The sequence below is a fragment of the Dyella sp. LX-66 genome (assembly GCF_018599165.1).
GTDB classification, from domain to species: domain Bacteria; phylum Pseudomonadota; class Gammaproteobacteria; order Xanthomonadales; family Rhodanobacteraceae; genus Dyella_D; species Dyella_D marensis.
The window spans coordinates 314912-337392 of sequence record NZ_JAHFVJ010000006.1; the positions used below are offsets into that span (position 1 = coordinate 314912).

At 67.4% G+C, this 22481-nt stretch carries 17 protein-coding genes; 8 read left to right on the top strand and 9 right to left on the bottom strand.

Annotated features, from left to right (window positions below; genetic code table 11):
- The first annotated feature begins 47 nt into the window (after nt 1-47).
- The 5 genes from KK141_RS14250 to KK141_RS14270 all read left to right on the top strand — a co-directional run bounded on the left by KK141_RS14250 (nt 48) and on the right by KK141_RS14270 (nt 9762).
- Complete coding sequence (locus KK141_RS14250) at nt 48-1496, top strand: alpha-amylase family glycosyl hydrolase (RefSeq protein WP_345777556.1); 1449 nt, start codon at nt 48-50, stop codon at nt 1494-1496.
- Between the two features lie 47 nt (nt 1497-1543).
- The gene (locus KK141_RS14255) at nt 1544-3823 is read left to right on the top strand and encodes a TIM-barrel domain-containing protein (protein ID WP_214569877.1); all 2280 of its coding nucleotides are present in this window, start codon (nt 1544-1546) and stop codon (nt 3821-3823) included.
- Between the two features lie 150 nt (nt 3824-3973).
- Nucleotides 3974-5986 (top strand): glycoside hydrolase family 13 protein, encoded by a 2013-nt coding sequence (locus KK141_RS14260; RefSeq protein ID WP_250901753.1) that lies wholly within the window; start codon nt 3974-3976, stop codon nt 5984-5986.
- Nucleotides 5987-6028: 42 nt separating this feature from the next.
- Nucleotides 6029-8221, top strand: coding sequence for a Six-hairpin glycosidase-like protein (locus KK141_RS14265; protein ID WP_214569876.1), 2193 nt, complete (start codon nt 6029-6031; stop codon nt 8219-8221).
- Nucleotides 8218-9762, top strand: coding sequence for an MFS transporter (locus KK141_RS14270; RefSeq protein WP_214569875.1), 1545 nt, complete (start codon nt 8218-8220; stop codon nt 9760-9762). Before KK141_RS14265 ends, KK141_RS14270 begins: the two co-directional genes overlap by 4 nt.
- A gap of 172 nt (nt 9763-9934) precedes the next feature.
- Here KK141_RS14270 and KK141_RS14275 read toward each other — a convergent pair whose 3' ends face one another.
- Together KK141_RS14275 and polA are read right to left on the bottom strand one after the other, a co-directional pair.
- Complete coding sequence (locus KK141_RS14275; RefSeq protein ID WP_214569874.1) at nt 9935-10969, bottom strand: LacI family DNA-binding transcriptional regulator; 1035 nt, start codon at nt 10967-10969, stop codon at nt 9935-9937.
- A 335-nt stretch (nt 10970-11304) separates the two neighbouring features.
- Nucleotides 11305-14034 (bottom strand): DNA polymerase I, encoded by a 2730-nt coding sequence (polA, locus tag KK141_RS14280; RefSeq protein WP_214569873.1) that lies wholly within the window; start codon nt 14032-14034, stop codon nt 11305-11307.
- A 164-nt stretch (nt 14035-14198) separates the two neighbouring features.
- Between polA and KK141_RS14285 the strand changes: the two genes are divergently transcribed.
- Both KK141_RS14285 and KK141_RS14290 read left to right on the top strand, forming a co-directional pair.
- Nucleotides 14199-14657, top strand: a complete 459-nt coding sequence (locus KK141_RS14285; protein WP_214569872.1) for a DUF2782 domain-containing protein — start codon at nt 14199-14201, stop codon at nt 14655-14657.
- Between the two features lie 7 nt (nt 14658-14664).
- Nucleotides 14665-15096: an EamA family transporter gene (locus KK141_RS14290; protein WP_167255230.1), complete on the top strand. Its 432-nt coding sequence runs from the start codon at nt 14665-14667 to the stop codon at nt 15094-15096.
- A gap of 59 nt (nt 15097-15155) precedes the next feature.
- Here the strand turns inward: KK141_RS14290 and KK141_RS14295 are convergent, their stop codons facing one another.
- Together KK141_RS14295 and KK141_RS14300 are read right to left on the bottom strand one after the other, a co-directional pair.
- Nucleotides 15156-15860: a glutathione S-transferase gene (locus tag KK141_RS14295; RefSeq protein WP_214569871.1), complete on the bottom strand. Its 705-nt coding sequence runs from the start codon at nt 15858-15860 to the stop codon at nt 15156-15158.
- Between the two features lie 43 nt (nt 15861-15903).
- Complete coding sequence (locus tag KK141_RS14300) at nt 15904-16818, bottom strand: LysR family transcriptional regulator (RefSeq protein WP_214569870.1); 915 nt, start codon at nt 16816-16818, stop codon at nt 15904-15906.
- A gap of 95 nt (nt 16819-16913) precedes the next feature.
- On the opposite strand from KK141_RS14300, the gene KK141_RS14305 reads away from it, so the two are divergent.
- On the top strand, nt 16914-17912 hold the full coding sequence (locus KK141_RS14305; protein ID WP_214569869.1) for a bile acid:sodium symporter family protein: 999 nt from the start codon (nt 16914-16916) through the stop codon (nt 17910-17912).
- Between the two features lie 106 nt (nt 17913-18018).
- On the opposite strand, the gene purH is transcribed toward KK141_RS14305, so the two are convergent.
- The 5 genes from purH to prmA all read right to left on the bottom strand — a co-directional run bounded on the left by purH (nt 18019) and on the right by prmA (nt 22420).
- Entirely contained in the window at nt 18019-19629 is a 1611-nt protein-coding gene (purH, locus tag KK141_RS14310; RefSeq protein WP_214569868.1) for a bifunctional phosphoribosylaminoimidazolecarboxamide formyltransferase/IMP cyclohydrolase, read from the bottom strand.
- A gap of 60 nt (nt 19630-19689) precedes the next feature.
- Nucleotides 19690-20136 carry a GNAT family N-acetyltransferase gene (locus tag KK141_RS14315; RefSeq protein ID WP_214569867.1) on the bottom strand — a complete coding sequence of 149 codons (447 nt, stop codon included), beginning with the start codon at nt 20134-20136 and terminating at the stop codon, nt 19690-19692.
- 39 nt (nt 20137-20175) lie between these two features.
- On the bottom strand, nt 20176-20463 hold the full coding sequence (locus tag KK141_RS14320) for a helix-turn-helix domain-containing protein (RefSeq protein ID WP_051548587.1): 288 nt from the start codon (nt 20461-20463) through the stop codon (nt 20176-20178).
- Between the two features lie 166 nt (nt 20464-20629).
- Complete coding sequence (locus tag KK141_RS14325; protein ID WP_214569866.1) at nt 20630-21424, bottom strand: zinc-ribbon and DUF3426 domain-containing protein; 795 nt, start codon at nt 21422-21424, stop codon at nt 20630-20632.
- A 93-nt stretch (nt 21425-21517) separates the two neighbouring features.
- Nucleotides 21518-22420 carry a 50S ribosomal protein L11 methyltransferase gene (prmA, locus tag KK141_RS14330; protein ID WP_214569865.1) on the bottom strand — a complete coding sequence of 301 codons (903 nt, stop codon included), beginning with the start codon at nt 22418-22420 and terminating at the stop codon, nt 21518-21520.
- Nucleotides 22421-22481 lie beyond the last annotated feature (61 nt).

A 22481-nucleotide genomic window follows, 5' to 3' on the forward strand; every position in this document is an offset into this window, starting at 1 on the left:
CCCCACCCGCCGCCACCCCCACCGCACCGAAAAGCCAAGGCTCCGGCGTGTGGTACGAGATCTTCGTGCGCGCCTGGTACGACACCAACGGCGACGGCATCGGCGATCTCAACGGCGTCACCGCCAAGCTCGACTATCTGCAGTCGCTGGGCGTCAGCGGCATCTGGCTGATGCCGATCAACCCCTCGCCCAGCTATCACGGTTACGACGTCACCGACTACGAGGGCATCAACCCGCAGTACGGCAGCATGGCCGACTTCGAGCGGCTGGTGAGCGAGGCGCACAAGCGCGGCATCGAGGTGATCCTGGACCTGGTGATCAATCACACCAGCGACCAGCATCCATGGTTCAAATCCGCGCTGGACTCGAACAGCGAATACCGCCGCTGGTACACCTGGGCCGGCAAGAACACCGATCTGAAAGCGATCAGCGCGGTGCTCAGTCCCGCCTGGCATGCCAACGGCAAGCAGTACTACCTGGGCGACTTCACCGGCGCCATGCCCGACCTCAACTACGACGAGCCGGCCGTGCGCCGCGAGATGATCGCGATCGGCAAGTTCTGGCTGGACAAGGGCGCGGACGGTTTCCGCCTGGATGCCGCGCGGCATATCTACGACGACCTCAAGAGCGACAACGGCAAGCCGGAGCCGATCCGCAAGAACGCGCAATGGTGGAGTGAATTCCGCCAGGGGCTGCGGCAGTCGCATCCGGGCGTGTACCTGGTCGGCGAAGTGTCGGCGACGGTGCCTGGCGAACTGGCGCCGTATCTGCCGGCGCTGGGTTCGGTGTTCGATTTCCCGCTGGCCAAGCAGATGATCGCCAGCGCCAGGCAGGAACAGGCCGGCAAGCTGCCCGCGCTGCTGACCGACACCTATGCCGCGTTCCATGCAGCGGCCGGCGATGACTACGCCGATGCACCGTTCCTCTCCAATCACGACCAGGTGCGCGTGCTGAGCCAGCTCCAGGGCAACCAGCAGCACATGCGCACGGCGGCCGCGATGCTGCTGACCCTGCCCGGACGTCCGTACATCTACTACGGCGAAGAGCTGGGCATGCTCGGCCGCAAGCCGGACGAGAACCTGCGCGAGCCGATGCGCTGGCAGCGCACGCCGGGGGCGCCGGGCGACAGCCGCTGGAAGGCCTACAGCGTGAAGCAGGGCGGCGACGTGTCGGTGCAGGCCGAACAGGACCAGCCCGATTCGCTGCTCAACCTGTATCGCACGCTGATCCATTGGCGCGTGGACGTGCCTGCGTTGCGCGATGGCGGCCTGCGCGTGGTCGCCACCGGCCATCCGTCGCTGGTGGCCTATGAGCGTGCCACCGCGGAAAGCCGCGCGCTGGTGGTGCACAACCTGTCGGGCAAGGCCGTCAGCTTCAAGCTCGATGCGGACAGCGCGAAGGCGTTCTCCGCGATCCGTCTGCATACTGCGCCGGGCGCGACGCTGGCGAACGGCCAGCTCACGCTGCCGGCCTATGCGACGGTGGTGTTGCAGTGAGCCTGCGCCGAGGTGCTGTGGTTTTCGCTTTGCTTGGAGCGTTCGCGATGACGGTGGCGGCGGAACCTACGGACGCAGCAGGACAGGCGCCGACGCCGGCTTCGCTGCAGCTGGCGCAGGGCTCCGTGACCGTGCATTACCTCGCGCCCGACATCGCCAGGATTTCCTTCCTGCCGAACGATGGCGCGAAGCCCACGCCCACCGTGGTGATCGATCCCGCACTCGACGACCGCGCGCCAGCCGGCAGCGATGCCAACCTGGCCTTGCACTGGAGGCTGCGCGATGGCGCCCTGGTGGCATTGCGCGATGGCCATGAGCTGCTCAGCGTCGATCTCGCCGCGCTGGGCCGCGGCGAAGTGCAGGCGCGCCATGCCGCGGCCGATCCGTTGTACGGCATCCGCGGCTATGGCGTGTTCGAGCGCGCGGACGGTGGCCTGCAGCGTGCCGGCAAGCAGGTGGCCAAGGCGGGCGAGCAGGGCTTTGCCGGCGCCCCGTTCGTGTGGAGCACGGCCGGCTACGGCCTGCTGGCGGATGCGGAGGGTGCGAACTTCGCGCTGGACGGCGGCGAGCTTCGCGTGCGCGGACGCAAGCAGCAGCCGATCCGCACGGTCTACGTATTTCTCGGCGAACCCAAGGCCTTGTTCGCCGCGCTGGCCCGGGTGAGCGGGCGTTCGCCGCTGTTTCCGAAGTGGGCGATGGGCTTTACCAACAGCCAGTGGGGCATCGACCAGCACGAACTGCTGCAGCTGGTGGATACGTATCGCGCCAAGCACATTCCGCTCGACAACTTCACTCTGGATTTCGACTGGAAGGCCTGGGGCGCGGACTCGTACGGCGAATTCCGCTGGAACCCCGACAAGTTTCCCGGCGGCGCCGACGGCAGCCTGAAGACGGTGCTCGAGGCGAAAGGCATGCACGTGACCGGCATCATGAAGCCGCGCCTGCATGTGGATACGGTCGAAGGCCGCTACGCCACCGAGCACGGCCTGTGGTCGGCGAAGAGCAAGCCGGCGCCGGATTACTTCTCGCACAAGACCGTGCGCGACCTGGACTTCGACCAGCCCGCGGCGCGCACCTGGTTCTTCAACGACACACTGAAGCACGCCTTCGATACCGGCATGGCCGGCTGGTGGAACGACGAGGCGGACACGCTGGACAGCGACACGCAGTTCCTCAACATGCAGCGGGCGCTGTACGACGGGCAGCGCGCCTACAGCCGGCAGCGCGTGTGGTCGATCAATCGCAACTTCTATCTCGGCGCGCAGCGCTATGCCTACGGGCTGTGGTCGGGCGATATCGCCACCGGCTTCGCCAGCATGAAGGCGCAGCGCCAGCGCATGCTCAGCGCGATCAATGCCGGCGCCATGCAATGGGGCATGGATGGCGGCGGTTTCCAGAAAAGCAGCAAGAAGGCCGATCCGGTAACGGGCGGGCTGACGCCGGAGAACTACGCGCGCTGGATCCAGTTCGGCGCGTTCACGCCGATCTTCCGTGTGCACGGCGAGCTGGGCATCAAGCGCCAGCCCTGGGTCTACGGGCCGGTGGCGGAACAGGCTGCGGCCGCGGCGATCCGCCTGCGCTATGCGCTGCTGCCGTACATCTACAGCTACGAGTATCAGCGCCGCGCCACCGGCGTCGGCCTGGTGCGGCCGCTGCTGTTCGGGTGGCCGGACGATGCGAACGTGCGCGAGGACGTGGACGCGTGGATGTTCGGCGACTATCTGCTGGCCTCGCCGGTGGTGGAGCAGGGCCAGGTGGCGAAGGATATCTATCTGCCGGCCGGGCGCTGGTTCGACTACGCCAGCGGCAAGGCCTATGACGGTGGGCAGAAAGTCCACTACGCGCTCGATGCGAAAAACTGGTCGGACCTGCCGCTGTTCGTGCGCGACGGCGCCATCGTGCCGATGCAGGCGCCGGAGGATTACGTGGGTCAGCGGCCGCTGCGCGAGGTGGAGCTGGAAGTGTTTCCGTCCGCGCAGCGCACCAGCTTTCCCTACTACGACGATGACGGGGCCACCTATGCCTACGAGCAGGGCGGTTACTTCCTGCAGACGCTGGCGGTACAGCGTGCGGATCGAGGCGTGAGTTTCGAAACCGCCGCTCCGGAAGGAAGCTTCAAGCCTGCGCTGGGCTGGTATCTGCTGAAGGTGCATGGCATCGCCGCCGCTGCGGTGAGCGAAGACGGCAAGCCTTTGCGCGACCTGGGCGGCGAAGCCGCGCTGCGCAAGCATGACGGCGCGGGCTGGGCCCAAGGCAGCGACCGCTTCGGTCCAGTGACCTGGGTGCGCGTGCCGGCGGGGCAAGTCGCGCATATCGCGTTGCGATGAATGCGGCGTAGGTTGGGGTGAGCCCCAGGCGAACCCCAACGTGGCGTTGCGTTGGGGTTCGCCTGGGGCTCACCCCAACCTACGCCGTTGTGCCGCGCGATGGTGTTCAAGTGAAAGGGGGTTGTTCCATCCACCGATGAGAGGGGCAACATGATGCGTTCGATCGTAGCGATGCACCGTTCCGCACGCGGCCTTGCGCTGTCCGCTCTGGCCAGCGCCATCCTCGCGCTGCCCATGGCGGCGCAGGCGGCCAGCAACGACAACAATGTCGAGTGGGCCGGCCTGTTCCACGACCAGGGTCCGCTGTTTATCGATCACCCCGAGCCCACGGCCGCGCAGACCGTCACGCTCACCTTCCGCACCTACAAGGGCGACATCACCAGCGCCAATATCAAGTACTACGACAGCGCGGACAGTGCGTTCCACTGGGTGGCGATGCACTGGGCATCGAACGATGCCACCGGCACCTTCGATTACTGGCAGGGCACCGTGCCGGCCAGCTCGTCCGAGAAGTACTACCGCTTCCAGCTCAACGACGGCAGTTCCACCGCCTGGTACAACGCCGCCGGCACCAGCAGCAGCGAGCCTTCCTCCGGTGACTTCTATCTGATCCCGGGCTTCAAGACGCCGGACTGGATGAAGAATGGCGTGATCTACCAGATCTTCCCCGACCGCTTCTACAACGGCGACACCAGCAACGACGTGCAGACCGGCCAGTACACCTACGGCGGGCAGTCCACGCAGAAAGTGGCCTGGGGCGGCAGCGTGTTCGCCACCGGCAGTGGTTCCAACAACCTGGTGTTTTTCGGCGGCGACCTGGCCGGTGTGGACCAGAAGCTCGGCTATATCAAGCAGACGCTGGGCGCGAACATCGTCTATCTCAATCCGGTGTTCACCTCGCCCACCAATCACAAGTACGACACCGAGGACTACTACCACGTCGATCCGGCCTTCGGCAGCAATACGACGCTGCAGACGCTGATCGCCGACGTGCACTCGAGCAGCAACGGTCCGAAGGGTTACGTCATGCTCGATGGTGTGTTCAATCACACCGGCGATACCAGCCAGTGGTTCGACCGCTACAACTGGTGGAGCACGCAGGGCGCGTACGAATCGACGTCGAGCCAGTGGTATGGCTACTACACGTTCCAGCAGTGGCCGAACACGTATTCCAGCTTCTATGGCTACTCGACCATGCCCAAGCTGGACTACGCCGCCAGCGGTTCGGCGGTGCGCAACCAGATCTATGGCAGCTCGACCTCGGTGGTGAAGACCTGGCTTGCTTCGCCCTACGGCATTGACGGCTGGCGCCTGGACGCGCCGCAATACATCGACGCCGGCGGCAATAACGGCAGCGACGCCACCAACCACCAGATCATGGCCGAGCTGCGCACGGCGGTGAAATCGGTGAATGCGAACACCGAAATACTGGGCGAGTTCTGGGGCAATGCCAACCCGTGGACCGGCAATGGCAAGGAATGGGACAGCGCACTGAACTATGACGGCTTCACGCAGCCGGTGTCGGAGTGGATCACCGGCCAGGATTACAGCGGCAACGCCGCCAGCATCCCTTCGAGCCAGTTCGACAGCTGGCTGCACGGCACGCGTGCCAATTATCCCGGCAACGTGCAGCAGACCATGGCCAACTTCCTCAGCAGCCACGATATCCAGCGTTTCGGCCAGCGCGCGGGCGGCGATATCTGGAAAACCTATCTGGCGCTGATCTTCCAGATGACCTACGTGGGCACGCCGACGATCTTCTACGGCGACGAGTACGGCATGCAGGGCGGCAACGATCCGGACAATCGTCGCACGTTCGATTGGACGCAAGGCACGACCACCAATGCAGCGGTGGCGTTGACGCAGAAGCTGATCGCCATCCGCAACCAGTACGCGGCGCTGCGCACGGGTTCGTTCATGAGTCTGCTTACGGACGATGGCAACAAGCTCTACGCCTACGGCCGCTTCGATGCCAGCCATCGCATCGCGGTGGCGCTTAACAATGACAGCAGCGCTCATTCGGTCACCGTTCCGGTTTGGCAGCTCAGCATGGCGAACGGGAGCACCGTCACCGACCTTCTGAGCGGCAACACGTACACGGTGAGCGGCGGCAACGTAGTGGTGTCCGTCAATGGACACTACGGCGCGATCCTCGCGCAATGACCAGAGGCAGATGACAATGCAGAGCAAGCGCAAGGTGTTCGCGTGCTGACGGTGGCACTCCTGGCCGGCATGCTCGCCGCCGGCCCGGGAGCGGCGGACAACTGGCGCGACAAGCTGGACTGGCAGGACAAGGAGGCGGTCGTCACGACCGCCTCCGACGGCAGCTACATGCTGCACGGCCCGTTCGGCCAGCGCCGCATCGGCGCGCAGAAGCTGGTTTCGCATACCGCCAGCCCGCTGTTCGACGGCCTGTTCGCGATGGCGCAGGACGATCTGCGGCTGGATTCGGTGCAGGCGATCCGCGACGACGCCTTCGACCACGGCCAGGCGATTCCCTGCGCTTGCTTCGAGACCGGCGAGAAGTGGCATTACGTGTGGACGCGCGATCTCTCGTACGCAGTGGATCTGTCGCTGTGGCGGCTGGATCCGCAGCGCGCGAAGGCTTCGTTGCGCTTCAAGCTTTCCGACGTGCGCGCACCGGGCGTGCCGAACGGGCTGTATGCGATGCAGGACACCGGCTCCGGCGGCAGCTGGCCGATCAGCACGGATCGCGTGGTGTGGTTCCTCGGCGCGCGGCATCTGCTGGACGATGCGGCCTTCGCCGACGAAACCTGGCGCGCGCTGCTGGATACGCTGGCGCAAGACCGGCGCTATGCCTTCGATGAATCCTTCGGTTTGTATCGCGGCGAGACTTCCTTTCTCGACTGGCGCGAGCAGACCTATCCGGAGTGGACGCAGAACAACGTGGCCTTTATCGGCCAGTCGTTCTCGCTGTCCACCAACGTGCTGCACTATGAAGCGCTGCGCCTGGCGGCGAAGCTGGCGCCGCGGCGCGGGGAATCCGCTGCCACGTACGAAGCCCAGGCCGAGGCGCTGAAGCAGGCGATCAATGCGCACTTCTGGCGTGCCGATCGCCACATGTATATGAGCTACATCGGCGGCGCCGATCATCCGGTGCCGTACGAAGCCTACGATCTGCTGGGTCTTTCGCTGGCGATCACCAGCGGCGTGGCGGACCCCGTGCGGGCGCGCGAGGCCTTGGCGGCTTATCCAACCTGGGAAGCCGGCAGCCCGGTGATCTGGCCGGAGCGCAAGGACCAGCCGATCTATCACAACCGCGCGATCTGGCCCTTCGTCAGCGAGTACGCGCTGCGCGCGGCGCGCCTGGTGAACGACCCGGCGCGTATCGAGCACGAGCTGCGCTCGCTGATGCGCGGTGCCGCGCTGGCCGGATCGAACATGGAGAATGTCGAGCTGGCCACGCAGTCGGTGCACGTCGACGAAGGTCCGCTCAGCGGGCCGGTGGTCGATTCGCCGCGGCAGCTGTGGTCGGTGGGTGCGTATCTGGACATGGTGATCCAGGGCGTGTTCGGCCTGGGCGAGGACGGCAAGGTCACGCCGAAGCTGCCGGTGGCGCTGGTGCCGATGCTGTTCGGCGACGGGCAGCGCATCAGCCTGGATCTCGGCGGCCGGCGCATCGTGCTGGTGCGGCCCGCAGTGCTGGACGGCAACCTGCTGGTGGCCGGCGGCGAGAAGCGCGAGGGCAACAGCATCGAGGTGGCGCTCAAGGCGGTGCGCGTGGATGCGCCTGCCTTGCGGCGGGATGCGCCGCTGTATGCGCCTGCCACGCCCGCCGCGCCCAAGGTCATGGCCGATGGCAAGCAATGGCGTATCCAGGCGGATGGCGACCTGGTGCTGTATGTCAACGGCGAGCGGCGCGGCGCCGTGCGCGATGCTGCGTTGGAACGCACCGCCGCGCAGCAGTGCCTCAGCCTGACGCGGGTGGACGGGCATGGCATCGAATCGCTGCACAGCCCCACCGTCTGCAAGGGCGATGAAGCCCGCATCGGCGGCGCCTGGCCACGCGCATGGACGGCGCCATCCAGCGGCCGCTTCCAGCTGTCGCTCGACTACGCCAACGACCACGGCCCGATCAACACCGGCATCACCGCCGCCGTGCAGATCGCCACCGTCAGTTGCGAAGGCGCCCAGGCGCAGCCGGTGGTGCTGGTGCTGCCGCACAGCGCAGGAAAGCAGCGTTCCACCAGCGGCAGTTTCGAGGCGAAGCAGGGCCAGCACTGCAGCGTGGAACTGGCGCCGGGCTTCAACATGTCGTACCTGAGCCACTTCGCCCATTACACCGGCGGGCAGGGCGGCGATGGCGGACCGCTGAACCGGGCCGAGGTCGGCGATATGCTGATCGCTCCTCTGGCGCCCGGAAGTACTGCCCCATGACGAGCAGCCCCACGACGAGCAGGACGAATGCAAAACCCGCGCTATCGTTCTGGCAGATCTGGAACATGTGCTTCGGCTTTCTCGGCATCCAGTTCGGTTTCGCGCTGCAGAACGCCAATGTCAGCCGCATCTTCCAGACCCTGGGCGCGGACGTGGGCGACATCCCCATGCTGTGGGTGGCGGCGCCGCTGTCGGGGCTGATCGTGCAGCCGATCGTCGGTTATCTCTCCGACCGCACCTGGACGCCGCTGGGCCGGCGCCGCCCGTACTTCCTGGTCGGCGCCGTGCTGGCCACGCTGGGCCTGCTGTGGATGCCCAATGCGCCGGCGCTGTGGGTGGCGGCGGGGCTGCTGTGGATCCTGGATGCGTCGATCAATGTCTCGATGGAGCCGTTCCGCGCCTTCGTCGGCGACCAGCTGCCGCCGCGCCAGCGTCCGCTGGGCTATGCGATGCAGAGCTTCTTTATCGGGCTGGGCGCGGTGGTGGCCTCGGCGCTGCCGTGGATCCTGGAACGGCTGGGCGTGAGCAATGCGCCGGGCGCCAGCGGCATTCCGGACACGGTGCGCTATGCGTTCTATGCCGGCGGCGCGGTGCTGCTCGGTTCCGTGCTGTGGACGGTGTGCTCCACGCGCGAATATCCGCCGGAGCAGCTGAGCGCGTTCGAGCACGAGCCGGTCGAGGAGACCGCGGTGGATCGCCCCTCTGCCTCGCGCTGGGGTTTGCGCTGGCTGGTCGCGGGCCTGGCGTTGACCCTGGTGGTGGCGAGCCTGCATCTGGAGAAGGAGCTGTTCCTGCTGACCGGCGGCATGAGCCTGTTCGGCCTGGCCCTGCTGTGGCTGGGCCGCACGGTGAGCCGCGGGCCGGCGGCGCAGGTGCTGGGCGATCTGTTCGGCATGCCCGAGGCGATGCGCCGGCTGGCCTGGGTGCAGCTGTTCTCGTGGTTCGCGCTGTTCGCGATGTGGATGTACACCACGGCCGGCGTCACCGCCGTGCATTTCGGCAGCAGCGATCCGCGTTCGGCCGCGTATAACGAGGGCGCCAACTGGGTGGGTGTGCTGTTCGCCGCCTACAACGGTTTTGCCGCGATCGCGGCGATCGTGATTCCGTGGATGGTGCGGCGTTGGGGCATCCGCATCAGCCATCTGGTGAACGTGTGGCTGGGCGGCGCGGGCTTTCTGTCCTTCCTGCTGATCCACGATCCGCGCTGGCTGCTGCTGTCGATGGTGGGCGTGGGCTTTGCCTGGGCCTCGATCCTGTCGCTGCCGTACGCGCTGCTGTCGGACAACCTGCCGGCGCACAAGATGGGCCTGTACATGGGCATCTTCAATTTCTTCGTGGTGATCCCGCAGCTGCTCGCGGCGAGCGTGCTGGGCTTGCTGCTGCGCGCGTTCTTCCACGGTCAGCCGATTTATGCGCTGGTGCTGGGCGGGGCGAGCCTGTTCGTGTCGGGGTTGTGCGTGCTGCGGGTGCGCGAGCCCGGCGCGGAACTGAAAGCCGCCTCAGTCAGGCCCCTCTCCCCGCCGGGGAGAGGGTTGGGGTGAGGGGAGCTACGGAGCGATGAAGGGAAGGCGGTAAGCGCGCCTCGCGCTGTCGATCTTTTGCCGCGAGCCCCGGCCCCTCATCTGCCTGCCGGCATCTTCCTCGCTCCTCAAAGCCGGGCACATCCCTGTGCCCTCCCCGCGTGCTCCCCGGAGGGGCGAAGAGTTCCCATGATCAGCGTCCCCGCAGACTCGACTTCCGCACCACCAGCTTCACCGGCAACATCGCGCTCTCCGCCGGCTCATCGCGGATCAGCCGCAGCAAGTTATCCACCAGCGCCTCGCCCGCTTGCCGCGTGTCCTGCCGCACCGTGGTCAGCTGCGGATTGACGAAGCTGGCCATCGGGATGTCGTCGAAGCCGGCCACGGCGACGTCGCCCGGGATGCTGAGCCCCTGGTCGGCCAGCGCGCGCATCGCGCCGATGGCGATCAGGTCGCTGGCGGCGAACACCGCATCGAACTGCGCGCCGCGCGCCAGCAGCGTTTCGAGCGCGGTATAGCCGGATTGCTCGGTGCTCTCGCCGTTCACCTGCAGCGCGGGGTCGACGCTGAGGCCGGATTTCTCCAGCACGTCGGCATAGCCGCGGTAGCGGTCAAAGAATTCGGGATAATGGCTGGACGCGTCGCCGAGGAAGGCGATGCGCTTGCAGCCCTGGGCGAGCAGATGCGTGGTGACGTCCTGCCCGCCGCGGAAGTTGTCGCAGCCGATCGAGACATCGGGCTGGTCCGGCAGCACCGCGCCCCAGCGCACGCAGTGGGTGCCCTGGGCCACCAGCTTCTCCAGCTTGTCGCGATAGGCCAGGTAATCGCCGTAGCCGAGCAGCAGGATGCCGTCGGCCTTGCGGGTGTCGGCGTAGTCGGCGTGCCAGTCGTGCGACAGCTGCTGGAACGAGACCAGGAGGTCGTAGCCGCGCTGGGCGCAGGCGCGGGTGATCGAGCCGAGCATGGACAGGAAGAACGGGTTGATGTGCGAGTCGTCCGCCGTGGGGTCCTCGAACAGCAGCAGGGCCAGCGTGCCGGAGTGGCGGGTGCGCAGGTTGGAGGCGTTCTTGTCGACCTTGTACTTGAGCTGGTCGGCCGCCTCCTGGATGCGCAGCCGCGTTTCCTCGCTCACCAGCGGGCTGCCGCGCAGGGCGCGCGACACCGTGGACTGGGAGACGCCCGCCAGGTGGGCGATATCGAAGGAAGTGGCTTTGCCTTTCTTCTGCACGTGGCGCGACCTCGCCCGGTGGACGCATGGGCCGGGTCAGGCGGGGATGCTAGCGGTTTTGGCCTTACGCCGTCTTTTCGCCAGGGGGAAAAGACGATGGGGAAAAGACCGCGGGCAAAAGAAAGCCCCGAGGGTCAGGGGGGGACCCTCGGGGCGTGGCTGCGGATCCCAGGGGAAGGTCCGCCTTGCCGATGGCTCATCCAGGGAGGTGGTGAGCCGCGGACGCCGTTGCGTACGTCCGTGTCTATAGAACGTCCGAGGCAGGAAAAGTTGCAGCAAGTTTCCGAAAAAAATTCATTGGCTGTTCATTTGGAAATTCCAAATGCCGCAAAACCTCAGTGCGCCTCGTCCCAGTTCGCGCCCACGCCGGCCTCCACCAGCAGCGGCACGCGCAGTTCGGCGGCGCCGGACATGCGCTCCACCACCGCGGCGCGCACTTCGTCCACGGCGTCCGCGCGCACTTCGAACACCAGTTCGTCGTGCACCTGCATGAGCATGTGGGCGTCGTCGCGGCCCTTCAGCCACGCGGCCACCGAGATCATGGCGCGCTTGATGATGTCGGCCGCGCTGCCCTGCATCGGCGCGTTCACCGCGGCGCGCTCGGCGCCGGCGCGCAGGGCCTGGTTGCGGTTGCTGAGATTCTCCAGGTACAGGCGGCGGCCGAAGATGGTTTCGACGTAGCCGTCGCGGTGCGCCTGTTCGCGCGTGGCATCCATGAAGGCGTGCACGCCGGGATAGCGGGCGAAGTAGCGCGCCATGTAGTCGCTGGCTTCGCCGCGGTCCACGCCGAGCTGGCGCGCCAGGCCGAACGCGCTCATGCCGTACATCAGGCCGAAGTTGATCGCCTTGGCGGCGCGGCGCTGGTTGGCGCTGACTTCTTCCGGCGGCAGGCCGAACACTTCCGCTGCGGTGGCGCGATGCACGTCGCCGCCTTCCTGGAAGGCGCGCAGCAGGCCTTCGTCGCCGGACAGGTGGGCCATGATGCGCAGCTCGATCTGCGAGTAGTCCGCCGCCATCACCTTCCAGCCCGGCGGCGCGATAAAGGCCTGGCGGATGCGCCGACCTTCCTCGGTGCGCACCGGGATGTTCTGCAGGTTGGGGTCGGACGACGACACGCGCCCCGTCGCCACCGCGCCCTGGTGATAGCTGGTGTGCACGCGGCCGGTGCGCGGGTTGACGATCTCGGCCAGCTTCTCGGTGTAGGTCGAACGCAGCTTGGCCAGGCCGCGGTAGTCCAGGATCAGGCGCGGCAGCGGATGCTCGTCGGCGATCGCTTCCAGCGCTTCCTCGTTGGTCGACGGCTGCCCCGTCGGCGTGCGCAGCTTGGCCGGCAGGCCGAGTTCGTCGAACAGCACGTTCTGCAGCTGCTTGGGCGAGTCCAGGCTGAAATCGTGGCCGGCGGCTTTCCACGCCTGCTGCTGCAGTTCCAGCATGCGCTTGCCCAGCTGCTGGCTCTGCAGGCGCAGGCTCGATACGTCGATCAGCACGCCGCGCTGCTCCATGCCGGCCAGCACCGGCACCAGCGGGATCTCGATGTCCTCGTACACGCCGAGCAGCTTCGGCTCGGTCTGCAGCAGCGGCCACAGCGCGCGGTGCAGGCGCAGGGTGACGTCGGCGTCTTCGGCGGCGTAGCGGCAGGCGGTGTCCAGGTCCACCTGCGAGAAGGAAATCTGCTTGGCGCCCTTGCCGGCCACTTCCTCGTACTTCACGGTTTCGTAGCCGAGGTATTTGCGCGCCAGCGAATCCATGTCGTGGCGCGTGGCGGTGGCGTTCCACACGTACGACTCCAGCATCGAATCGTGCTTCAGCCCCTGCAGCACGATGCCGTAGAGCGACAGGATGTTGATGTCGTACTTGGCGTGCTGGCCGAGCTTGGGACGCGCGGGGTCTTCGAAGATGGGTTTCAGCCTGGCCAGCACTTCGTCGCGCGGCAGCTGCTTCGGTGCGCCGGGATAGTCGTGCGTCAGCGGCACGTAGCAGGCTTCGCCGGTTTCCACCGACAGGCTCAGGCCGACGATTTCCGCGCGCATCGAGTCGATGCTGGTGGTCTCGGTGTCGAAGGCGATCAGTTCGGCCGTGCGCAGCTTGTCCAGCCAGGCGTCGAGCTGCGCTTCGGTGGTGACCAGTTCGTAGCGGCCGGGGCCGCTGAGATCGCCTGTCGGCTGCGCCGATACCGGCGTGGAGGCGACGGCTGCCGCGGCGGGTGCGGGCGCGGCGGATTCGCCACCTTCCATTTCCTTCAGCGCGGCCTTGAACTCGTAGCGGACGTACAGCTCGCGCAGTTGCTCATTGTCGCGGTCGCGCAGCTGCAGTTCTTCCACGCCGCGGTCCAGCGGTACGTCCAGCTTGATCGTCACCAGCGCGCGCGACAGCGGCAGCTGCGGCAGCGCGGCGCGCAGGCTCTCGCCGATCTTGCCGCCCACCTTGTCGGCCTGTGCGATCACGCCATCGAGCGACCCGTATTCGGCCAGCCACTTGGCGGCGGTCTTGGGACCGCACTTGGGCACGCCGGGAACGTTGTCCACCGAATCGCCCACCAGGGTGAGGTAGTCGATGATCTGCTCCGGCCGCACGCCGAATTTTTCCATGACGCCGGCGTCGTCCATGGTGGTGTTGGTCATGGTGTTGACCAGGGTTACGCCGGGGCGCACCAGCTGTGCGAGGTCCTTGTCGCCGGTGGAGATCTCCACCTCGATGCCGCGCGCATGCGCCTGCACGGCCAGCGTGCCGATCACGTCGTCCGCTTCCACGCCGTCGACGCGCAGGATCGGAAAACCCAGCGCGCCGACGATGGCCAGCATCGGGTCGACCTGGGCGCGCAGTTCGTCCGGCATGGACGGGCGGTTGGCCTTGTACTGGTCGTACAGCGCGTCGCGGAAGGTGGGGCCTGGCGCATCGCTGACGAAGGCCACGTAGTCGGGCCTGGCCTTCAAGGTGGCGCGCAGCATGTTGACCACGCCGAACAGTGCGCCGGTGGGCTCGCCCTGCGAATTGGTCAGCGGAGGCAGCGCGTGGAAGGCGCGGTAGAGATACGAAGAGCCGTCGATGAGGATGAGCTTGGACATGGACGCCACGGGAAGCCTGGGAGAGGGAGGCAGGCCGCGCGCCATGCGGGGCGGTCGCCGGCCGGAAGGGAAGCGCGAGTGTAGCGCCGATGTGCCGTGTTGCCGCGCTTCACGGTGCGGCGCGGCCCCGCTGCTATGCTCGGGACTTCGCGAGGAGATCCGACATGAAGCCTGCCGCCTTGTTCATTGCCCTGGGTGTTTTCGCCGCCGCGCCGGTGTTCGCGCAGTCGGCCCAGTCCCTGCCGCCGGCGCCGCCGCCGCCGGGCATGAACGACCCGGGCGTCAAGGCCACTCTGCCGCCGAAGCCGGCCACGGCGGAGAGTTCGCCCAAGTCGCCCGCCACGCCCGTGAAGCCGGGCGCCAAGCCGGCCGACGAGCCGCAGGTCACCGAGTGCACCAAGGACGACAACACCATCCAGGAATACCGCCGCAGCGGCTCGCTGTACCAGGTGGTGGTGAAGCCGAAGTTCGGACCCGAGCAGATCTACCTGGTCGACCCCAAGGGCAACTACAGCCAGGTCAGCCAGAGCGGCCCGCGCGAGCCGGTGAAGCCGGTGATGTACAAGGTGCTGGAGTGGGGCAAGAGCCGCCCGGCCGAGGGCGAGCCTTCCTGCGGCTCCTAAGCCCGGCATGAACCTGCGCGAGAGCTGGCTGCTGTTTGCGCTCGGCTCGGCGTTCTTCGCCGCGCTGACCGCACTGTTCGGCAAGCTCGGCGTGGCAGGGATCAATTCCAACCTCGCCACCTTCATCCGCACCGTGGTGATCCTGGTGGTGACGGCCGGCATCCTGAGCCTGCGCAGCGAGTGGGCGCGGCCCGCCGGCCTGTCGTGGCAGGCGTGGCTGTTCCTGGTGCTGTCGGGCATCGCCACCGGCCTGTCGTGGCTGTGCTACTACCGTGCGCTGCAGCTGGGGCCGGTGAGCAAGGTGGCGCCGATCGACAAGCTCAGCGTGGCCTTCGTGATCGTGCTGGGGCTGCTGGTGCTGGGCGAGAAGCCGAGCTGGCCGACCTTGCTTGGCGGCGCGCTGATTCTTGCGGGTGCGCTGGTGATCGCGATCTTCTGAAGCATCGGTCGACGCACGGCGTAGGTTGGGGTGAGCCATCGGCTCACCCCAACCTACGGTTAGCCATCGAGTTCGGCGTAGTGGCGGAAGATGCCCATCTCGTTGAAGGGAATGCGCCGCGGCGAATCCAGATAAGCGGCGATACGCGGGCGCTCGGCGACTCTTTCGGCCAGTGCGCTCAACAGCGGCACTTTCCTGCGGATGCGCTTCATCGCTTCCGGGAACGCATAGGCCAGGCCGCTCATCACCTGGAACAGCGACAGGTCGACATACGAGTGGCGGCCTGCTGCGTATTGGCCGCCCGCCTTGTCCAATACATCTTCGAAATAGCCCAGATATTTCGGCATGCGGTGCTTGCGGAAATCCTCCGCGCGCTGCTTCGCGGCCGGGCGCTGGTCCTCGTAATACAGGCCACCGGCGATGGGGTGATGCGTGTCATGCGCTTCCACCACCAGGTCGGAAATAGTCAGTTCCAGCTGGTGCGCATACAGGCGTCCAGTATCGCTGTCCGGTACCAGCGCGTGGCGCGGGCCGAGCCAGAACAGGATTTCCGCAGTCTGCGCGATGACCAGGCGCCCCGCCTTGAGAAACGGCGGCGCGAACGGCCGCGCGCCGGGCTGTTCGCCGCGCAGGAACGGCATGATGGCGTCGTCGCCCTGCTCGCGTGCAACATCGACGTAATCCGCGCCGGCATCTTCCAGCGCCAGGCGCACGAATTCGCCGCGGCCCTGGATGCCGGTCCAGTAATAGAGCTGATAGCGCATGGCGTTCTCCTGCGGGGAACCGCCGACGCTAGGCGGGCGCGGCTCAACGCGGCGTGATCTTCCGGCGTGTGCCGGCCAGCGCCGACGCCGTATCGTGGATGCGTTCCCACACCAGCGCCGCCACCGGCGACAGCGAGCGATGGCGGCGGCGGATCAGGGTGACTTCGCGATGCACCACCGGCACCAGCGGCCGCGCCACCAGCGCGCCCGGCGCCGGCAGCGACAACTGCGGCGCAACACTCACGCCGAGGCCTGCTTCCACCATGCGGAATGCGGTCAGCGTGTGGCCGGCCTGCTGCGCGACCTGCGGATCGATGCGCTGCGCGGCGAGCTGGCGGTCGATCAGGCGGCGGCTGCCGGAGGTCTGGTCGAGCAGCACCAGCGGCTGGCCCTTGAGCTTCTTCCACGGCACCTCGGCCAGCGCGGCGAAGGGATGATCGGCGCGGCAGACCAGCACGAACGGGTCGCGCAGGATGGTTTCCGTATCGAAGGATTCGCGGTCGGCCGGTTCGATGGCCAGGCCGAAATCCACTTCGCCGCTGCGCACGCTGTCCAGCACCAGGGTCTGCGCCTGATCGTGCAGTTGCACGGTGAGCTGCGGATAGTCGCGTGCGCAGGCGGCGATGCTGGCCGGCATCAAGCCCGCGGAAAGCGTGGGCACCGAGGCCACGCGCACCTTGCCCCGCCGTCGCTCGCTTTCCGAATGCACGTGGGCGAGCACGCCTTCCAGTTCGTCCAGTACGCGCTCCACCGCGCCCTGCAGATAACGGCCGGCTTCGGTGGGGACGACTTCGCGGGTGTTGCGGTCGAACAGGCGCACGTCCAGCTCGGCCTCGAGCTCCGCGATATGCCGGCTGATCGCCGGCTGGGTCAGGTGCAGGCTCTCGGCGGCGCGCCGGAAGTGCTGCAGGCGGGCCACGGCGAGGAAGGCGCGGAGCTGGCGCAGGCTGACATTCATGCGCTGATCGTATCAGTGAATAAGATAAAACGATTTGATTTATCAATCGGCCGCCGCTGCAATAGGCGCCCATCCCGCCCGACAAACCCACGGCCATGTCCCTCCGCCGCTTCCTCCCCGACCGTTTCACCTGCGCGCTGATCCTCACCGTGACGCTGGCCACCGTGCTGCCCTGCCGTGGCGGGGCGGCGAGCGTGTTCGAGGTGCTGACCGACGTGGCGATCGCGCTGCTGTTCTTCCTGCACGGCGCCAAGCTGTCGCGCGAAGCGGTGGTGGCCGGCGCCACGCATTGGCGGCTGCACCTGACGGTGCTGGCCAGCACCTTCATGTTGTTCCCGCTGCTGGGCCTGCTGCTGCGTCCGCTGCTGGCGCCGCTGGTGACGCCGGAGCTGTATCTGGGCGTGCTGTTCCTGTGCGCGCTGCCGTCGACGGTGCAGTCGTCGATCGCGTTCACCTCGATCGCGCGCGGCAATGTCGCCGCGGCGATCTGCTCGGCCTCGGCCTCCAGCCTGCTGGGTATCGTGATCACGCCGCTGCTGGTGGGCGCGATGCTGGAATCGCACGGGCAGGGCGGCATGTCCTGGGAGGCGATCGGTTCGATCACCTTGCAGCTGTTCGTGCCCTTCGTGGCCGGCCAGGTCGCGCAGCGCTGGATCGGCGGCTGGGTGGCGAAGCACCGTGGCCTGGTGTCCTACGTGGACCAGGGTTCGATCCTGCTGGTGGTGTACACCGCCTTCAGCGCCGCCGTGCTGCAAGGCCTGTGGAAGCAGGTGCCGCTGCCGGTGCTGGGCGGACTGCTGGTGGTGAACGCGGTGCTTCTGGCGATCGCCCTGCTGGTCACGCGCTATGGCGCACGCGCGCTGGGCTTCGACCGCGCGGACGAGATCACCATCGTGTTCTGCGGCTCCAAGAAGAGCCTCGCCAGCGGCGTGCCGATGGCCAAGGTGCTGTTCGCCGGCCATCCGCTGGGCGCGATCGTGCTGCCCATCATGCTGTTCCACCAGATCCAGCTGATGACCTGCGCGGTGCTGGCGCGGCGGTATGCGGCGCGTTCGACGGAGTGGAAGGGCGCCGCGGAGACGCGCGGCGCTTAGCGTAGGTTGGGGTGAGCCAAAGGCGAACCCCAACGGTGCGATGCGCTTGAAGGTGGCGATGTTGGGGTTTGCCTTCGGCGCACCCCAACCTGCGTCGGTTTACCGATCAGTGCCGGAAGTGGCGCATCCCCGTAAACACCATCGCCATGCCGTGCTCGTCCGCCGCGGCGATCGTTTCCGCATCGCGCATCGAACCACCCGGCTGGATCACCGCCGTGATGCCGGCCTGCGCCGCGGCGTCGATGCCGTCGCGGAACGGGAAGAACGCATCGGAGGCCATCACCGAGCCGCGCACTTCGAGCTTCTCGTCCGCCGCCTTGATGCCGGCGATGCGCGCGCTGTACACGCGGCTCATCTGGCCGGCGCCGATGCCGATGGTCTGGCGGTTGCGCGCGTAGACGATGGCGTTGCTCTTGACGTACTTGGCCACCTTCCAGGCGAAGATCAGGTCGTGCACTTCGGCTTCGGTCGGTGCGCGCCTGGTGACGACCTTGAGGTCTTCGGCGGTGACCATGCCGCGGTCCGCGGTCTGGATCAGCAGACCCGAGCCCACGCGGCGCACGTCGGCGCCCGGATGCGGGCTGCGCAGGTCGCCGTCGGCCGGCGGCGGGATCAGCAGCACGCGCACGTTGCCCTTCTTGGCGAAGGCCAGCAGCGCGTCCTCCGCATAGGCCGGGGCCAGCACCACTTCCACGAACTGGCGCTCCACGATGGCGCGCGCGGTGGCGCCGTCGAGCTCGCGGTTGAAGGCGATGATGCCGCCGAAGGCCGAGGTGGGGTCGGTCTGATAGGCCAGGTCGTAGGCGCGGCCCACGCCTTCCAGGCTCACCGCCACGCCGCAGGGATTGGCATGCTTGACGATCACGCAGGCCGGCTTGGCGAAGCTGCGCACGCATTCCCACGCCGCGTCGGCGTCGGCGATGTTGTTGAACGAGAGTTCCTTGCCCTGGATCTGGCGGAACGTGGCCAGCGTGCCCGGCGCCGGATACAGGTCGCGGTAGAACGCGGCGTGCTGGTGCGGGTTCTCGCCGTAGCGCAGGTCCATCAGCTTGACGAAGCGGCCGTTGGCCTGGGCGCCGAACAGGTCCTTGCCGGCGATCGCGTCCTGCGTCTCGTTGAGATGGATGGACGAGAGATAGTCGCTGATCGCGCCGTCGTAGTTGGACACGCGGTTGAACGCGGCCACCGCCAGCTTGAAGCGCGTGGCGCGCGACAGGCCGCCGTGCTGCTCGATCTCCTGCAGCGCTTCCTCGTACTGGTCGGGCGAGGTGAGCACGCCGACGTCGTTCCAGTTCTTCGCCGCCGAACGCAGCATGGCGGGGCCGCCGATGTCGATGTTCTCGATGGCCTGTTCCAGCGTGCAGTCCGCGCGCGCCACGGTGGCCTCGAACGGATACAGGTTCAGCACCAGCAGGTCGATCGGCGCGATTTCCAGCTGCGCCATCACCGCGTCGTCGGTGCCGCGGCGGCCGAGCAGGCCGCCATGCACCTTCGGGTGCAGGGTCTTGACGCGGCCGTCCATGATTTCCGGGAAACCGGTCAGGTCGCTCACGTCGCGCACCGGCAGGCCGGCCTCGCGGATCGCCTTGGCGCTGCCGCCGGTGGAGAGCAGCTCGATGCCCTTGGCGGACAGGCGGCGGGCCAGGTCGATCAGCCCGTGTTTGTCGGAGACGCTGAGCAGGGCGCGGCGGATCGGCGCCGTGGAAGCTGCGGACATGAGGCGGGTTCCTGCGGGAAAGGCGCAATTATAGCGCCGCGGGTCCCCGGGTTGGCGCGCTCAGCGGCGCAGCACCAGGTGCAGCAGGGGAAATGGACGGCCGCTTGCATCGAGCTCGGAGCGGCCGATGCGCACGAAGCCGTAGCGCTCGTAGAAATGCGTGGCGCCGGGGTTCTGCTCGTTCACGTCCACGGTCCACGGCACGCGCGGATCGCTGGAAACCACCGCATCCAGCAGCTGCCGCCCGATGCCGCGCTGGTGCAGCGAAGGATGGACGAACAGCGCTTCGATATGCCGCTCGGAAATGCCGATGAAGCCGGCGATGCGGCCTTCGAGCTCGGCGACCTGGACGTTTAGATGTCCAAAGATGCCGGGCAGGAAGCCGCGGAAGAAGACGATGTCTTCTTCGGTGAGGAAATCGTGCGTGGCGCGCACGGCGGCTTCCCACAAGGCGACGATCGCTGCGTGGTCGGCTTCGGTGACGGGGCGGATTACAGCGGTGGACATCCTTGACCCCTCGATGCGGCAGCGCGCCGCGTCGAGTCTTTAGAGCAGGCCGTGGGCGGCGAGCTTCTTGCGCAGCGTGGCGCGATTGATGCCGAGCGCGGTGGCGGCGCGGCTCTGGTTGCCGTCGTGCCAGGCGAGTACTTCGCGCAGCAGCGGACCTTCCACTTCGCGGATGACGAGCGCGTGCAGACCTTCCGCGCACTCGGTGTCGCCGATATCAGCGAGATAGCGACGGACGGTGCGGGTAACGCATTCGCTCAACGCGCTCTGCGACGAGGACTCCTTGGCGGCCTCGGCAGCAGGCAGTCTGACGGCGTTCACGGACATCTCCCTCACATGACTTCGCGGCGACTGCATGGGTCGCCACATGTTGCTTTGGCTGGTACCGCGGGCGGCGGCTCGCATGGAACGCCGAACAGCAGTCGAAGGGGTGAGAGTTTACCCCTGTGACCGGAGAATTTTAAGTACTGATTTTCTTAGCGGACGGCCCGGTTCATTCGAAACCGATCTCGAAGGCCACCGCCTTGTTGCCCGGGTCTTCGACTTCCAGCACCAGCGCGGCGTTGCTGCCGGCGGCCAGGCCCTGCGCGACCGCGGCGCCGTCGCCGAGATATTCGGACGGACGCAGGCGGCGCATGGCGAGGCGCTTGCCGTCCACGTCGGACAAGGTCACCACCACCACCGGCCAGGGCTGGTCGAAGCTGGCGTCGTTGTGCACGGTGGCGCTGATCAGCAGCGCGCCGGGCACCGACGGGTGGGCTTGCACGTCGCGCGCCAGCAGGCGCAGGTGCGCGGTGTCCTGCACCAGCGGCAGGTTGCAGCCGACGCCTGCGCAGAGCTGGCGCAGCAAGGGGCCGGTGGTGGGATCGGCGACGAGATCCTCGCGCTTGGCCCAGGCCAGCTGCGCGCATAGCAGCAACAGCAAGATGAGGCATGCCACCAGCCACGGCCAGCGGCGCGCGCCGCTGCTGCGCGCTTCGCGTGCGAAGCGCGGCGAGAACTTCAGCTGGGCGAAATCTTCGCCGGAGGCCGGCGCGCCGGCATCGGCCGCGAAGGCTTGCGGCTCCGGCCGCGGCCGGTACACCGCCGTTTCCACCCGCGGCGGCGCGCTGGAGGCGCCGCGCTCAGGCAGGCGCTGGAACGGTTCCGGCGGCAGCTGGCCGCTGAGATTGTCCAGCGCGTTGAACTCGCCGTGGCAATGTCCGCACACGACGCGGCCGCGCGCCTGCGCAAGGGTTTCCGCATCCATCGAGAACACGGTCAGGCAGTCGGGGCATTGGGCGTACATGCGGCAAGTAGAGTCGGTGGCGCGTCGACCTGTAAAGGGTAGCCGCAAACGCGCCGGCGAATGTGCAACCGCATCGGCGCTTTGGCGCCGGCTTCACGCGGCGCGGCGGCGTCCGCTGATGCGCACCCAGTCCTCGCGCACGTCCACGCGCAGATCCGTGAACCATTCGGCGTAGCGCTCGAGCAGTTCTTCTTCCTGGCCCTTGAGGATGCCCGAGATGGCGAACGGCGCGCCGTGCTTCGCCGCGGCGGCGAAGGTCGGAGCCAGTTCCGCCAGCGGGCCGGCCAGGATGTTGGCGATGAACACGTCCGCGGCTTCCGCGTCGTGGTCTTCGGGCAGGAACAGCGCCAGGCGTTCGGCCACTTCGTTGCGTTCGGCATTGTCGGCCGAGGCGGTCAGCGCCTGCGGGTCGTTGTCCACGCCCACCGCGCTGGCGGCGCCGAGTTTCAGCGCCGCGATGGCGAGAATGCCCGAGCCGCAACCGTAGTCGACCACGGTGCGGCCCTGCAGCGCCTGCGCATCCAGCCATTCCAGGCACAGCGCCGTGGTGGGATGGGTGCCGCTGCCGAAGGCCAGGCCGGGATCGAGGCGCACCACCACCGCTTCGTCATCGACGGGCGGTTCGATGTTCCACGGATAGATCCACAGCCGGCGGCCGAACTGCATCGGCTTGAAGGTATCCATCCATGCGCGTTCCCAGTCCTGGTCGGCGACGTCGCGGTACTGCACCTGGTCCGGCTCCAGCCACGGCAGCAGTTCGCCCAGCGCCTCGGTCAGGCCGCGCCGGTCGGCGTGCTCGTCGAACAGCGCGTTCAAGGTGATGGTCGGCCACAGCGGCAGCTCGCCCACGCCCGGTTCGAAGATGGCCTGCTCGTCCGGCGTTTCCGCATCGGCGTCCTGCAGGGTCACGGACAGCGCGCCGATGTCCTCGAGCGCTTCTTCCACGCGCGGCTGCTGTTCGGAGCGGATGGTGAGGGTCAGTTCGAGAAAGGGCATGGATCGGCAACGCGTTGGTGGGCCGCGGGCGGCCGGAAGAGTCGAGTATAGGCAGGCGGCG